This is a genomic window from Bulleidia sp. zg-1006 (assembly GCF_016812035.1).
Lineage (GTDB): Bacteria > Bacillota_I > Bacilli_A > Erysipelotrichales > Erysipelotrichaceae > Bulleidia.
In genome coordinates, this window is record NZ_CP069178.1 from 724780 (window position 1) to 740020 (window position 15241).

Below are 15241 nucleotides of genomic sequence, written 5' to 3' on the forward strand. Positions count from 1 at the left end.
CTTCCTGTCTATTTCAAAGATAATGTTTCGTTGATTTTATCCCAAACTTCATCCATACCTTGTTTTTTAAGAGAATCCACTGCTAAGAAAGAGTTGGCGTTTAATTTTAATTCTTTAGCAATCGCAAACTGCTGGTTCTTTAATTGACCATAGGATAGCTTATCTTTCTTTGTACAAACCGCTAGGATAGCTAAATGATTAGTTTTTGCATACTCAACCATGGAAATATCTTCTTCGCTTGGCTTCCTTCTTGCATCCAAGACCAAAACCACAGCCTTTAAATTCTCCCGTTTTGCAAAATAAGGCTCCATTAAAATCCCAAATTCAATCAAAGAATGACGACTTCCAACCGCATAGCCATACCCTGGCGCATCTGTAAAAACAAATTGATTGTTGACAACAAAGAAATTCAACAAACGTGTCTTACCGGGTGTTTTCCCTGTGTAAGCTAGCCTATTACGATTCACTAAAGCATTGATTAATGAACTTTTACCGGCATTTGACCTGCCAACAAATACAATTTCTGGTAAATCATGCTCTGGCCATTGATCTTGGTGTGCAGCGCTCGCTAGCCACTTTGCTTCAAAATACTGCATATTACACCAAAGTTTCCTTTAAGACATCATGCACTTGTTTCACCGGAATAAAAGTAATATCTTTCTTCACCAGTTCTGGTACTTCTTCTAAATCACGTAAATTCTTTTCCGGAATTAAAATAGTATGAATACCAACTCGATGAGCCGCTAAAGATTTTTCTCTTAAACCGCCAATCGCTAAAACATTTCCCCGCAAAGTCACTTCCCCGGTCATCGCAATATCTTTGCGCACTGGTCGATTTGTAATGGCAGATACTAAGGCGGTTGTTAAAGTTATCCCGGCACTTGGTCCATCTTTTGGAACAGCTCCTTCTGGTACATGAATATGAATATCGTGTTGTTCAAAAAACTTTGGATCAATCTTAAATTCATCTGCATGAGCTTTCACATAGTCTAAAGCGATATGGGCGGACTCTTTCATAACATCACCTAATTGCCCAGTAATGATTAAACCACCTTTACCCGCAAAAAAGTTAACTTCAATTTGTAAAACATCGCCACCAAATTGAGTATAAGCTAGACCGGTTACCACACCAACTTCATTTTTCTTTTCTTTAGAACCATAATCAAAGATTGGTTTACCAAGCCATATTTCAATTTTAGATTTCGTCATGGTTAAAGATTTCTTATTTTCATTTAAAATTTCCAAGACTGTTTTGCGACAAAGGCTACCTATCAAACGCTCTAATTGACGAACACCGGCTTCACGTGTGTAATGACGAATGAGATATAAGATTTCTTTATCTTTGAGCTTAAATTGCGATGGTTTTAAACCATTCGTTTTAACCTGTAAAGGAATTAAATGTTGACGAGCAATCTCCACCTTATCCACCTCGGTATACGATGGCAATTCAATGATTTCCAAACGATCTCTTAAAGGAGCCGGAATGTTTTCCAAATAATTAGCGGTCGCAATGAACATAACTTTGGATAAATCATAAGCTTCTTCCAGATAATGATCAGAGAATTGAGCATTTTGTTCAGGATCTAAGACTTCCAGTAAAGCATCACTTGGATCACCTTTGTAATCAGCGCCTAGCTTATCAATTTCATCAATTAGGAAAAGTGGATTGATGAATTCCGCTTTACGCATACCTTGAATAATACGACCTGGCATGGCACCTAAATAAGTACGACGATGACCGCGAATTTCCGCTTCATCTTTCACCCCACCCACCGACATTTTAACAAACTTGCGATGCATGGCGTCCGCAATACTTTTGGCTAAAGAGGTCTTACCAACTCCCGGTGGTCCAACCAAACAAAGAATTGGTGCTTTCAAAGAGTTCGTCATCTTCTTGACAGCTAAATATTCCATCACTCGATCTTTAACTTTTTCCAGACCATAATGACGGGCATCCAAGGAAGCACGAACTTCTTTCAAATCTTCTAAATCCTCTGTTTCTTGCCACCAAGGTACATTCAAAAGCCATTCAATATAGTTTCGCGATACAGAGGTTTCCCCACTACCCGCCGGCATCATTTCATAACGTCGCAATTCTTCCAAGGCTTTCTTCTTAATCGAAGAGGGATATGGTCTTGAATTAATCATTTCTCTAAAGTTATCCGAATCATCTTCCGAACTGGGAACATCGCCCAATTCCTCACGAATGGCTTTAAGTTTTTCTCGCAAATAAAATTCACGTTGATTATCATCAATGCGATCTTTCACCTTCTCATTAACAAATTGTTCGACTTCACCATATTTTAAAGCCTTATTTACTTCTTCTAATAAATAGTATAGACGATCGTTAATATGACCTAATTCCAATAAATATTGACGAGATTCTGGTTTAAACAAAAAGAATTGTCCACATAAATCCGTAAATTCATCTGCCGCAATGCCGGTGTTGACTTGTTCAATCGCAGATACAGGAAATAAATCACTCAATTGTGGTAATTGACCAATTGTATCCATAAGTTTATGGACAAGAACTTCTTCTTCATCATCACTACTCGCAGCGAGAGGTTGAATTTCAATGGCTGCCATTTGGTAACCATCCATCATCTTTACCTCTGTTAAGCCGGCTCGATCCAGACCTTGGAAAGTCACTCTTAAAAAGCCCTCTTTTTGACGAACAGATGTCACTTTAGCTAAAGTTCCCATTGTATAAACATCTTCTTGGCTTGGTTCATCAATCATAATGTCTTTTTGACACACCAAAAAGATTAATCCTTCAAATTTCTCATTAGCTATTTCAACGGATTTTATGGATAAGGCACGACCTACTTCAATATCCACTTTATTGTGGGGAAATAAGACAATACCACGAGTAAAAACCGCTGGAACATGAATCAAAGATTTTTTCATAAAACCTCCTTCTTCTTAGAAAAATAAGGCGCTTAGTTGCACCTTATTCCTTCTCTACGCTCTTCTTTGTGCTTTTTACTTTTGAACTTGCTTTTTTAGTTTTAGGAGCAACTTTCTTAGCATTTTCTTTCACAAAATCATACGCTTTCTTATTCACAACATCACGACTCAACATTTCCTTTGAAATCATAGCTTTAACTTGGTCAACTTCCATGTTGTATTGACTAGCGATGCTTGCATATTCTTTTTCAATTTCTTCATCACTTGGAGTCAAGTTTTCCGCTTTAGCGACGGCTTCTAAAGCCAAACGTAAAGTAACCGTCTTTGTTGCATTTGCACGATAACCTTCTTTTAATGACTCTGATGTTTGACCCATCATTTGTAAATAAGAAGTCAAAGACATACCATATTGTTGAATTTGTTGAGTAAGCTGGTTTACTTGATTCTGAACCTCATCATCCACCATGATATCCGGTAGTTCAACTTCTGTATTTGAAATTAAAGCGTCCATCAAAGCCGTTTCAGCCTTTTCATCTGTCGCACTCTTCTTTGAGCTTGTTAGACGATCTTCAATCATTTTATGCAATTGTTCAACATTTTCAACTCCGGGGGCGTTGATATCTTGTGCAAAATCATCATTTACTTCGGGTAGCTTCTTGACTTTCACTTCATTAACTTTTACTTTGAAGACAACTGGAGCACCGGCTAAATCCGCTACATGATAATCTTCAGGGAAGCTTAGTTCAACATCCTTTTCTTCACCGGCTTTCATGCCAATCAATTGATCTTCAAAGCCGGGAATGAAAGAACCTGAACCTAAAATCAAATCATAGCTATCAGCCTTACCACCTTCAAAAGCAAGCCCATCCTTGAATCCTTCATAATCAATGTTTACAGTATTACCTTTCGTGGCCTTACCTTTTTTAATCTCCAGTTCAGCGTATTGTTCACGCATACGATCTAATTCAGCTTTGATTTCCTTTTCCGAAACACTAACTTCCTCTAATGGATAATCTAACCCTTTGTAAGACTTAACTTTTGCTTCCGGTTGAACAGCGAATGTATAAACCACTTCAGCCTTTTCACTATCCATTGACTTAATATCCAATTGTGGTTGACTAATTGGTGCTAATTTTGTTTCTTCCAAAGCTTTTTTTAACCATTCATTCGCATTGGATTGAACGGCTTCTAAATAGCGTTCATTTTCAGAAATTTTCTTTTCCAACATGACCTTAGGCGCTTGGCCTTTACGGAAGCCGGGTAAGGTAATATTGCTGACTAATTTGTTGAAAGCTTTCTTAATAGCTTTCTGCCAAACTTCTCCTTCAACCACAACGCTTAAATCCCCTGTGGATTTTTCTTTTAATATCCAGTTTGCCATAATTTCTCCTTATTTCATTTTCGCTAGTCCAGTATAACAAATTTTTAAGCACTTGAGTAGATTTAGCACTCTTTTATGAAATCTGCTAATAGATTATTAAAAAGTGCAGTATCTGTCAAGACATGAGCCTATTTTTTCTTCCAAAATGAGAACTTCTTGATAAAGCTTTCCATCATCCATGTAAGAGGAAATTGTTTCTAAAGTATTTAGGGCTAAAATCTTTCCTTCTTCTTGGTCATAATGCAATGGTAAAAACACGTAACAATCGTGAATTAATTGATGCATACATAGCTCTAAGAAATCAGGATGATTATTTTCTAGCCATATTTTTAGATATTTTCTTGCTTCCAGAAAACCCGCACTCAAAGAAACAGGAATGATTTCTTCTGGCCAAAATACATATTCAACTCCTTCTTTAACATAATGAAATTCTTCTCGAATACCTTGCTTGGCTAATCCTTCGATTAATAATGAAGCCGCTTCTACATTGGGACTATTTTCTAAAAAGCTTTTTAATTCCGGTATTAAATCACGTAGATTACGACTTAATAATTGATTGACTGCTTGCATCTGAAAATCAGCCTTCCCTTTTAACATAGTTAATAAGCGCTCTAAACTTATTTCAATATCTTCTTGATGAAGATGGGATTTTACCTCTTTTTCTAAGACTACTAATTTTTTTTCGACATCCATTGGAATATAAGGCATATTCAATTCTTTTCTGATTAAGAATTGGGCTTCTTCGTATTCCTGTTTATGAATTGCCTCTTGGATTTGTTCTAAAACTTCATCGTAATAGTTCATTTTTCCTCCAAAAAAGAAACCGTCGATTAACATATCGGCGGTTAAGTACGTCCTCGAAGAGATTCGAACTCTTGACCACACGCTTAGAAGGCGTGAGCTCTATCCAGCTGAGCTACGAGGACAGCATAATAATTATACTAAAGGATAAAACTCTTTTCAATAACTATTTTTATAAAAGTAGGATTGTTTTTTAAAACTCAAGTTTTTTAAAATTAAAAAGAAAACAATTCCATCTGACAATTTCATTTTACAATCTATCTATTAAAAATTCTTTCTGTTCCCTATCATACTATTTCTTATGATGTTTGAAATAATCCCGTTTTATCACAAAATAATACAGAGTCAACAATCCTATTAATGGAGGAATAAACCGAAAATCTATATACTCTGTAATGGCTTTCGGCCTGGTAAAAATTCCCTGAAGTTTGTCCCCTTTCAAATAAGAATAATATAGCAATGCACCGATAAAGGCGAACATTCCATTAACAAAAATCGACAACATCATTACCCTGACTTTCTTCCAGTCTCTATCCTTTTCAAAATATCCTACAAGGAATATGGAATATAACGCAGGAATTACAATCGGAATTATTCCGACATCCGTAAACCGCCAAAATTTCGCATCTTGAAAAGCTATTGGAATAAATTCATACTTCATACTCAAATACAATAAACACATTAGTACCCCGTAAGCAAATTCATACCTAAGACATACCTAATTAGCCGACTTTTAAGCCTCTCTAAAATAACTTTTGTAAACGCAAACAATATAACAGCATTTGCGACTAAAATACCAAGTGAAATACCAAGTGAAATGATATTTGCAGTAAAAATATTCATACAAGTTTCCTCAATCTGCATTAATCTATCCTATCTCTAATAAAGGACTTCCTTACACATCATAATAATCAGCGGGAGAACTATGATTCCAATAAAAAGTATAACATACTCCAATCTCATCCCGTATACCGTATGTTTTACTTCTTTTCGGTTCAAATATTTTGAGAGAAAGAAATTAATTCCCGTGATGGCAATATGAAACAACAATAGAGCAGTATATTGTTGCTTTTCCATTTTAAAAAGATAGGGACTAAGTTTGCTTAAAAGCAACAAACCTCCAAAATAATCCACGACTACAATAATAAGTCCATATCCACTAAAGTTTATCATTTTCTATTCCTCCCAATCTTTGTAATTCCGATTCCTTCCCTATTTTTATTGTAATAAGTAAAACAATATTATTTATCAAATCTACGAATTTCTTTTTGCATAATCTTTCCTTGATCAATCACAATATAAGCATAACTGGCTTCTGACATGTCACGATTACCATAAGGATGCGAACTACCTGGATTAACACAATCCACACCTTGATAATGACTAATCAAAGGAATGTGTGTATGCCCATAACAAGCCAAGGCACAAGCAAGCTGTTTCGCTTCTTTCGCTACAAATTCATCAATTGGATAAGGCTTCTTATCCCCATGGCATACCAATATTTTCAAACCCTCAATTTTAACAATTCTTTGTTTAGGAAGGTCTAATGAGTCATCATTATTCCCTTTTACCTGGATAAAGTTAGGTGTTTCCTCTAAACTTAACTGTGTATCACCACAATGAATGTATATTGCATTAGGATACATGGTTTGAACTGAAAGACAATTTTTTATTTCTCCGTGATTATCGCTGACGACAATAATTTCTTGCATAAATATCAATTCCTTTTTATCATAATACTATATTAAAGTTTGGAAGGTAAATTTATACAGGAGATACCAAAGTGGATTTTGTATATCTTTGTATTTTTATCATTTCTAATTTTATTGTATAAAAGGAGGTAATGATGGCACAAAAACTACTATGGATTGCCTATGGTATTGCCCTACTTGTTCTCTTTTACTTGCTTATTCAAATTCTTTTACGGCTCGTTAAGATTGCGAAAAGTGCCATGAAACTTCAACCAAGCCTCAATCATTTACAAGCTTTCCAACAACGCTATCAACAATTTCAATCAGAACGAGAAGAAAAAGAAAAAGTGAAGCTAGAAAAAAGAAAAAACTTCGCTCGGATAGCATTACCAATTCTATTTGCGATTCAAGCACGTAAAAAAGCGGATGACTTACACGGCTTTAAGGGTTATAAAGAAGCTTATAAACGCTATACAAAAGAAAATCCAAATAAAGCTTTACTTGCTGCCATAAGAAAGCGATAAGAGGATGACATCAATCATCCTCTTTTTCATGTAAATTTTCATACAGAAGGCGTGCCGGTTCACTTGGAATAACTTGTTCAATGTCTTCCAATGTGGATTGCTTTAAATTTGTAAAATTACCAAAGGACTTTAATAGTAATTTCTTACGCTTTGGTCCAATTCCCTCTATCTCATCTAAGATTGATTTTGTTTGGGCTTTCAAACGAAGCTGGCGATGATAAGAAATTGCTGCTCGATGTACTTCATCTTGCATTCTCGTTAGAAGGAAGAATAAAGCGGAATCCTTCGCTACATCTAATTCTTTACCATTACTGTCCATTATCGCTCTTGTATTATGATGATCATCTTTAACCAAACCCATAATGTTAATTTTATCTAATAAATCCAATTGACCTAAAATTTCTTTTGCGGCTTCGATTTGACCCCAACCACCATCCACTAAAATACCATCTGGAAGTCGACTTCCTTCTTTTAATAAACGGAAATAGCGACGATATAAGACTTCTTTCATGGAATCCACGTCAGAATTTTTGGTGTGTAATTTAAATTTACGATACGATTTACGATCTTCTTTTCCATCTTCATAGACCACACATGCAGCGACTGTAAAAGCACCTGAAGTATGTGAATTATCAAATAATTCAACTCGATTCATTTCCTTACCAGCCAGTTTACTTAAATCATTGACAGCTTGCTCACGCATTGAATCTTGGCGATTGACAGCATTAAACTTTAAATCCAATTGCTGTTTAGCGTTATGCAAACACATATCTACCAAGCGAACTTTATAACCCCGCCGGGGTTGAAAGATAGGGATATCCAAAACTTCTTTTAAAGCTTGCACATCCATATCCTTACTTAAAACCAATTCCCTAGCCGCCGGATGCTCTTGGTAATACCGGATTAAGAAAGATTCAAAGGCTTCTTGTGCATCTCCATACAATGGTCTCAAACGAAATTCTTTATTTAAAATAGTACCTCGGCGAACTAAGAAACCCGCTATCGCAATATACCCACGATCCACTACATACGCAAACACATCTCGATCACCACGATTATCTTTTTCAATGTTTTGTTGATTACGGACAATGGAATGGATGGATTCTAGCATTACTTTATACTCTTGTGCTTGTTCATAACGCATATTTTGAGCCGCTTCCAACATTTTAACTTGTAAATTTTCTTCCACTTCTTTCGTATCCCCATTTAAAAAGCGTTGAACCCCTTCTGACATTTCTTCATAAACTTTAGGCTTAATATCAAATTCACAAGGTCCTAAACATTGCCCTAAATGATAATACAAACATACTTTCTTGGGCATAATCGTACAACGTCGAAAGGGATAAAGATTTTGTAAAACCCTTAAGGTATTCTTAGCCGCTGTTACATCAGGAAAAGGTCCAAAATAACGAGCCTTTTTATCTTTCTTTGTGTCTCTAGCCATCAATAAACGAGGGTATTTCTCTTTCGTTAATTTAATATATGGATAGCTGGAATCATCAATAAATTGAATGTTATATTTCGGACGATATTTCTTAATTAAATTGATTTCTAACACTAAGGCTTCTTTTTCACTAGCTGTCACTATGAAATCAAAATCATCAATGTTAGAAACCATTTTCGTCGTTTTAAAATCATGTGCTCCAACAAAGTATTGATTCACACGATTATGCAAATCCTTAGCCTTACCGACATAAATGATTTCACCAAATTTATCTTTCATTTGGTAAGAACCGGGTTCATGAGGTAATTCTGCCAACTTAGCTTTGATGTATTCTTTGTTCATTTCAGTATCACCACCGTCGCTCCTGTTCCACCTTCATTTGGCATACCGAGACGGAAGGAATCCACCATTTTCATCTTTGATAAACGTTGATGAACGGCTTGCCTAAGCTTGCCCGAACCATCCCCGTGGATAATACGAACTTGATGAAAATGACTTATTTTAACTTTATCTAGGAAATCATCCAAACGATGTACACCCTCTTCTACCGTTAAACCTATTAAATTCACTTCACTAGGAATAGAAGCTTGAAATAAACCTGCGCTTTGCACAAAGACTCTTTCCGTCTTCTTTTTTGGAATTTGTTTAAAAGAATGACGTAATTGATTTTCTTTGACTTGGTATTCCCGACCATTTAATTCCACTGTAAGGCGTTTCTTTTCTATCTTAATGATTTGTCCAACCTGTTTGGAAGATAAAAGTTCCACTGCATCCCCCACTTGAAAAGAACGTTTTTCAAGCCCTTCTAATGGCTCAGTAAATTTTGGTGTATCCATTTTCTTTTTAAGAGTTAAAGCCTCATGGTATTTTAAATCCTTTTCTTTTAATTGTTCAAGAATGGATTGAGCTTTCTTTTCGTATTGTTGATAAACCTGTTGTAAAGCTTCCTGTTTTTCTTTTTCAAAACGTTGCTTCGCTTCTAGCAAGGCATTTTCTTTTGCATGGAGTTCTTTATACCGAGATAGGAAAAGCTGTTTTTCCACTTGAAATTGTTCACGTTCTTGTTCCAAGGCACTTTTTTGTGCATCTAGCGTTTCAATCAAACGATCTTCTTCCGTCTTTGCCTGTTCTTTCAGTGATTTAGCGTAGTTCACAATTGACTTTGGCAGACCATAGCGCTCAGCCACCGCAAAAGCGTTACTACTTCCCGTTAAGCCTTGTTTGTATTGATAGGTTGGAAGTAACGTTTCCATATTGAAAAGAACGGAAGCTAAGATAATGTCTTTATGCCGTTTACCATAAGCTTTTAAACGATCATAATGAGTTGTCGCAAAGGTTATACAACCTACTTGTCTTAAATGATTTAAGATGGCTATCGCTATCGCTTCCCCCTCTTTCGGATCGGTTCCATTACCAATTTCATCCAATAACACCAATGACTTTTCTTGAATGTGTTCAATGATATATGCCTGTTTGGACATATGAGCCGAAAAAGAGGAAAGTGAAGACACAACTGATTGGTCATCCCCAATATCCACATAGACCTCATCTACCATTGGAATAACAGCCTCTTCAGCTAAAACACCAATTCCACAAGCCGACAATAAAATGGATAAACCAATCACTTTTAAAGAAACTGTTTTACCCCCTGTATTCGAACCTGTGATTAAAACCATGTGATTTGGTTCCTTTAATACATAGGTATTCGCAATGACCTTCTTAGCATCAATCAAAGGATGACGTACTTTCTTTAAGTAGAGTTCTTTTTGATGACTTAATTTTGGAACACAGGCATCCTTTTGAATCGACCAATAAGCTTTCGCAAATATTTCATCTAATAGCTGTAAAGTTGAAAGATTGGCTAAACTTTGATGAGCAACACTTTTCACTAAATCAGAGCCTTCCTTTAAAATACGATTCATTTCTTCTTCTTGGGCATCCAGTAAAGCTATGCGCTGGTTATTCAAAGCAACTAAAGCATTTGGTTCGACATAAGAGGTCAAACCGGAAGAAGAATCCCCATAAACATAACCACCAAAGCTATTCTTATAGCCTGCTTTAACTAGAATAAGGGTACGATTAGCACGAACCGTAATTACCCCATCCACCACCTGTTCACTATGTTTTGCAATAAAGTCTTGGGCAACATTGGTAATAGCTTGTTCATTACGAGTCATGGAAAAACGAATGTTTTTTAAAGTAGCACTGGCACTGTCTAATATCTCTCCCTCCGGACTAACCATATTTCTTAATTGTCGTTCAATCACTTCTTCTTTAACTAAGCTTTCATATAAATCTTTTAATTCTGTAGACTTTGTTTCAGACTTTTTAAAATAATTTAAAACCGAAGCAACTAAAGCGAAGAATTGAGCTACATCATATAACTCCTGTGCATGAAGAAGGCTTCCTTTTGAAGCCTTCCGGAAAGTAGTCGCCATTTCCTTACGAAAGAAGAAGAATAAGGGTCCACTTTCTTGAATATACGTCATGGCTTCTTTTAGATATTTTAAATTGCGCTTCCAAATTAATTCCGAAAAGTTAGGCTCACTTTCTTCGATTCGTTGAACCGTGGATGAAAAGTTTGCCCGCAAAGCCACTTCACTTAAAATTTCCGGTAACTCTAAATTGCGGTAGCTTCCTTTCATTTCAACCTCATCTCTCTAAATTTCTGTTGGTAGGTATGCCAATCAATCTTTAAATCATCAAACCACTTCTGTTCCATAGTCGTTCGATACGCCAACTCACTCGTGGATTGAATTGGTTTTAAAATCGTCTGGCGACTAATGTCTTTTCCATTTTTAAATAAACCGGACTGCAACACAAATAATAATATAAAACAAAGTGCCAAGCCTTCAAAAAAACCAACAATAGCCCCAAATAAAGCAGAAAAAGCATGATAAACAGGTATTTCATGTACCCTTTTGAAAATATGGTATAAAATATTCGACAGCACTTTTAAAAAAACCAAGCTAATAATAAACCATAGAACCTGATCGATATAGGTATCAATTTTTAAAGTTCTTAGGTATAGCTGAATTTCTTTTGGAAAGAAAGGATGAATAGGACATATTTTGGTCAAACCAGGCGATAATAGATAGGCTACTACATAGACAATCACAAAACTGACAATACTATAAACGGTTGCCAATAAGCCATTTTTATATCCGAAAAATGTATTTCCAAATAGAATTAGCACAGCCATCACATTAATCCATAGAACCCAATCTTGACTAATAATCATTGAACAACCTCCTTCTTATTTAGTTTAATGGTATAATTCAAAAGTGAAAAATTCAATTACCGTTATTTTAAATTCCGAACAAGCCAAGCATCTTTATCAAACATTTCATGAAAATGAAGTGAAAAAACCACCCTATTCTCATTGGCAATTAAAGCTTGAAAACTGTGTGATTACTTACTATCAATCAGGAAAATGCTTATTTCAAGGAAGTGAAGCGGAAATCTATGCGTCAGCTTTTATTCCAATTCAAAAAGAAGAGAAAAAGAATTCTTTTCCGCAAGCCGGCAGCGATGAAGTAGGAACTGGAGATTATTTTGGACCGGTCGTCGTTTGTGCTTGTTATGTGGAAGAAGAACAGTTGGACTTGTTGAAAAGTTATCGGATTACCGATTCAAAAGCTATGAGTGATCGTGATATTCGCAAAGCCAGTTCTGCTTTAGAAGTGCACTTTCCTCACGCAATCCTTTCCTTAAGTCCTGCTTCATACAATGAACTTCATCGTCGTTATAACATGAATGCGACCAAGGCCTTATTGCATAACCAAGCTTATTTAACTCTTGCTAAGAAAGTGACTTTGCCAGACTTTTGTATCATTGATCAATTTACCCCTAAGAAAAACTATTATTCTTATCTTACATATGAACCGGAAGTTTTTTCTCACTTACATTTTGAAATCAGGGCTGAAAACCATTATGCTAGTGTTGCTTTAGCTTCCGTTTTTGCCCGAAATCGCTTTTTAGAAGAGTGGGATGCGATGAATCAAAAATATAATTTTCAATTTCAAAAAGGAGCCGGTTCTTTAGTGGATGCTTGTGCGAAAGACTTTGTGCAACAATTTGGGTATCAAGCCTTAAGACAAGTAGCGAAACTTCATTTTAAAAATACTGATAAACTTAAAGAAGGAGAGTAATCACTCTCCTTCTTTCATTTCGACTTGCAAACGAATGGAATATGGTAATTTAATCAATTCGATTCCGGCGGATTCCAACATTCTCTTAGAAGCTATGTTCATTTCGGTTCCGGCGTATTTATCACTTTCATAAACAACCCGACGAATACCGGATTGAATGATAGCTTTTGCACATTCATTGCAAGGAAATAGTGATACATAAATCGTACAATCTTTCACCGGCCATTTGGAATTTAAAATTGCATTTAACTCTGCATGAACAACATAGGGATATTTGGTTTCAAGGGTTTTACCTTGTCTTGACCAAGGATATTCATTATCTTCACAACCTCTTGGTAAGCCATTATAACCAACTGAAACAACACGATGATTTTCATCAACAATGGCAGCTCCAACTTGTGTGTTTGGATCTTTTGAACGCAAAGCCGACAAGTGAGCTAAGCCCATAAAATAAGAATCCCAAGGTAATATCATTTCATTTGTCTCCTTTGCTTATCTAAATAATTTAAAACAGCTTGAAAATAAGTTGGTAATGGAGCAGAGAATTCCATTTCTTTCTCTGTCCTCGGATGTCTAAATTTCAATACATGAGCATGAAGCACTTGTCCTTTTGTATCATAAAAGGAACATGCACTACCATATTTTTCATCCCCTAAAACAGGATGCTGAATGTATTTCATGTGCACACGAATTTGGTGCGTTCTTCCTGTTTTTAGCAAGCAGGATAAATAAGTATATTGACCAAAACGCTCTAAAACACGAAAATGTGTTTTCGCTGGTTTAGAATTTTCTTCCACAACTGCCATACGTTGACGTTCTTTAGGATCACGACCAATTGGAGCATCAATCAAACCACTTTCGTGTTGGATATTACCATGCACAATCAAATGGTATTCACGATAGGCTTCCTTGGTTTCCATCTGTTTCGCTAAGGCAACATGCGCAAAATCATTTTTAGCAACAACCAGACAGCCACTGGTGTCTTTATCAATGCGATGCACAATACCAGGACGTATTTTACCATTAATCCCGCTTAAATCATGGCAATGAAATAGTAAAGCATTCACTAAAGTGCCATCTTTATGACCGGCAGATGGATGAACCACCATTCCCTTTTCTTTATTAATCACAATGACATCTTCATCCTCATATAAGATATCCAATGGAATATCTTGAGGAATGACTTCAATTTCTTCTAAATCAGGAACTCTAAATTCAATCACATCATCCACATTCACTTTATAAGAATTTTTCATTGCCTTGCCATTGATAAAAACTTTCTTATCTTTGATTAAATCTTGTAAAAAGCTACGAGATAAATCACAATGACTACTTAAATATTTGTCTAAACGAATCCCTGTTTCCTTAACAATGAGCTTTATTTTTTCCATGTTGCCCCTCTTTGTATTCCACATACATCAATAAAATAACCCCAATGGTTAAAGCCATATCCGCTACATTAAAAATAGGAAAATCATAACCAAAAATAAAAGTATCCACAAAATCACGAACATAGCCTAAGAATAAGCGATCCACTAAATTACCTACCGCTCCCGCCAGCATCAATTCAACTGCTATTTTTCTTAAACCCATTGGTTTCTTTTGAATTAGATAATACATCATCACCATAACCGCAACGCCGGCTACCAGGCTTAAGAAAGCCACTTGACCACTTAGGAAAGACCAAGCCATACCAAAGTTTTTAACAAAGTTTAAGTATAGAAAACCAGGAATAATAGCAATTGAACTCGCTATCCTAGACGCCAAATGCTTGCTAATTAGGTCGAGTGCAACAATGGATATTACAAGCCACATAACACATCCTCCTTTTCATCTATTTGTTCAAAAAGTGCTTCTTCTTCCCATTCGTATGGTTCTTTTTCTTGCCTTAAAAGAAGGTAGCGTTTCTCAAATTCTTCTTCCCTTAAAGAAAAGTTAGGCAAAATAGCATTAAAAGAAGAATTGAATTGACCACTACGGATGGCAATCACTTTCTTATTACCATCAATAAACACAAAATGATAAAAGAAAGTTTTTTTAGGATTGTAATGAAAGTCACTTAAATAAGCTGGAATATCAGAACATTCCAAAACATCTTCAATTTGAACTAAAAATAAAGGAACTTCTTTTTTCACTAGAAAATGGATTTTAGAAGCACGATTTTTAATCGCTTTCATCTCTTCGGGACACCATGTTTCATCTTGAATCATGAAATACCAGTGATTTTCTCTTTCTTCTAACCAAATGCCTTCTTGGCTGGGTATGTCTAATACTTGGTTCAGTTCATATATACTCATGGTTCAAGTTTAGCAGTATTTTGACAAAGAAAAAAGGGATAAATA

16 protein-coding genes and 1 tRNA gene are annotated in these 15241 nt (G+C 35.7%); 2 read left to right on the forward strand and 15 right to left on the reverse strand.

The genetic code is table 11. The annotated features are described in order from the left end of the window. Nucleotides 1-8 precede the first annotated feature (8 nt). The 8 genes from yihA to JOS54_RS03640 all read right to left on the reverse strand — a co-directional run bounded on the left by yihA (nucleotide 9) and on the right by JOS54_RS03640 (nucleotide 6801). Nucleotides 9-596, reverse strand: coding sequence for a ribosome biogenesis GTP-binding protein YihA/YsxC (gene yihA, locus JOS54_RS03605; RefSeq protein WP_203245706.1), 588 nt, complete (start codon nucleotides 594-596; stop codon nucleotides 9-11). Nucleotide 597: 1 nt separating this feature from the next. After that, complete coding sequence (gene lon / locus JOS54_RS03610) at nucleotides 598-2907, reverse strand: endopeptidase La (protein ID WP_203245707.1); 2310 nt, start codon at nucleotides 2905-2907, stop codon at nucleotides 598-600. A 43-nt stretch (nucleotides 2908-2950) separates the two neighbouring features. Beyond that, nucleotides 2951-4288 (reverse strand): trigger factor, encoded by a 1338-nt coding sequence (tig, locus tag JOS54_RS03615; protein WP_203245708.1) that lies wholly within the window; start codon nucleotides 4286-4288, stop codon nucleotides 2951-2953. Between the two features lie 96 nt (nucleotides 4289-4384). Then, nucleotides 4385-5092: a DUF3196 domain-containing protein gene (locus JOS54_RS03620; RefSeq protein WP_203245709.1), complete on the reverse strand. Its 708-nt coding sequence runs from the start codon at nucleotides 5090-5092 to the stop codon at nucleotides 4385-4387. A gap of 48 nt (nucleotides 5093-5140) precedes the next feature. After that, nucleotides 5141-5214, reverse strand: a tRNA-Arg gene (locus tag JOS54_RS03625). Nucleotides 5215-5381: 167 nt separating this feature from the next. After that, the gene (locus JOS54_RS03630) at nucleotides 5382-5750 is read right to left on the reverse strand and encodes a hypothetical protein (RefSeq protein ID WP_203245710.1); all 369 of its coding nucleotides are present in this window, start codon (nucleotides 5748-5750) and stop codon (nucleotides 5382-5384) included. A 218-nt stretch (nucleotides 5751-5968) separates the two neighbouring features. Beyond that, nucleotides 5969-6262: a hypothetical protein gene (locus JOS54_RS03635; RefSeq protein ID WP_203245711.1), complete on the reverse strand. Its 294-nt coding sequence runs from the start codon at nucleotides 6260-6262 to the stop codon at nucleotides 5969-5971. Between the two features lie 68 nt (nucleotides 6263-6330). Next, nucleotides 6331-6801, reverse strand: coding sequence for a metallophosphoesterase (locus tag JOS54_RS03640; RefSeq protein ID WP_203245712.1), 471 nt, complete (start codon nucleotides 6799-6801; stop codon nucleotides 6331-6333). 134 nt (nucleotides 6802-6935) lie between these two features. Between JOS54_RS03640 and JOS54_RS03645 the strand changes: the two genes are divergently transcribed. Further along, on the forward strand, nucleotides 6936-7304 hold the full coding sequence (locus JOS54_RS03645; RefSeq protein WP_203245713.1) for a hypothetical protein: 369 nt from the start codon (nucleotides 6936-6938) through the stop codon (nucleotides 7302-7304). A gap of 10 nt (nucleotides 7305-7314) precedes the next feature. Here JOS54_RS03645 and uvrC read toward each other — a convergent pair whose 3' ends face one another. The 3 genes from uvrC to JOS54_RS03660 are packed head-to-tail and all read right to left on the reverse strand — an operon-like array spanning nucleotide 7315 to nucleotide 11989. Continuing rightward, nucleotides 7315-9090 carry an excinuclease ABC subunit UvrC gene (gene uvrC / locus JOS54_RS03650; protein ID WP_203245714.1) on the reverse strand — a complete coding sequence of 592 codons (1776 nt, stop codon included), beginning with the start codon at nucleotides 9088-9090 and terminating at the stop codon, nucleotides 7315-7317. Further along, nucleotides 9087-11393 carry an endonuclease MutS2 gene (locus JOS54_RS03655; RefSeq protein ID WP_203245715.1) on the reverse strand — a complete coding sequence of 769 codons (2307 nt, stop codon included), beginning with the start codon at nucleotides 11391-11393 and terminating at the stop codon, nucleotides 9087-9089. The genes uvrC and JOS54_RS03655 overlap by 4 nt, the downstream gene beginning before the upstream one ends. After that, a complete protein-coding gene (locus tag JOS54_RS03660) occupies nucleotides 11390-11989 on the reverse strand; it encodes a CvpA family protein (protein ID WP_203245716.1) in 600 nt (199 codons plus the stop codon). The genes JOS54_RS03655 and JOS54_RS03660 overlap by 4 nt, the downstream gene beginning before the upstream one ends. A gap of 43 nt (nucleotides 11990-12032) precedes the next feature. On the opposite strand from JOS54_RS03660, the gene rnhC reads away from it, so the two are divergent. Beyond that, nucleotides 12033-12899 (forward strand): ribonuclease HIII, encoded by an 867-nt coding sequence (gene rnhC / locus JOS54_RS03665; RefSeq protein WP_238928374.1) that lies wholly within the window; start codon nucleotides 12033-12035, stop codon nucleotides 12897-12899. Here the strand turns inward: rnhC and JOS54_RS03670 are convergent, their stop codons facing one another. The 4 genes from JOS54_RS03670 to JOS54_RS03685 are packed head-to-tail and all read right to left on the reverse strand — an operon-like array spanning nucleotide 12900 to nucleotide 15196. Beyond that, complete coding sequence (locus tag JOS54_RS03670) at nucleotides 12900-13373, reverse strand: dCMP deaminase family protein (RefSeq protein WP_203245717.1); 474 nt, start codon at nucleotides 13371-13373, stop codon at nucleotides 12900-12902. Then, a complete protein-coding gene (locus JOS54_RS03675) occupies nucleotides 13370-14290 on the reverse strand; it encodes an RluA family pseudouridine synthase (protein WP_203245718.1) in 921 nt (306 codons plus the stop codon). The genes JOS54_RS03670 and JOS54_RS03675 overlap by 4 nt, the downstream gene beginning before the upstream one ends. Continuing rightward, complete coding sequence (gene lspA, locus JOS54_RS03680; RefSeq protein ID WP_203245719.1) at nucleotides 14265-14714, reverse strand: signal peptidase II; 450 nt, start codon at nucleotides 14712-14714, stop codon at nucleotides 14265-14267. The genes JOS54_RS03675 and lspA overlap by 26 nt, the downstream gene beginning before the upstream one ends. Continuing rightward, nucleotides 14702-15196 (reverse strand): hypothetical protein, encoded by a 495-nt coding sequence (locus tag JOS54_RS03685; RefSeq protein ID WP_203245720.1) that lies wholly within the window; start codon nucleotides 15194-15196, stop codon nucleotides 14702-14704. Before JOS54_RS03685 ends, lspA begins: the two co-directional genes overlap by 13 nt. Nucleotides 15197-15241 lie beyond the last annotated feature (45 nt).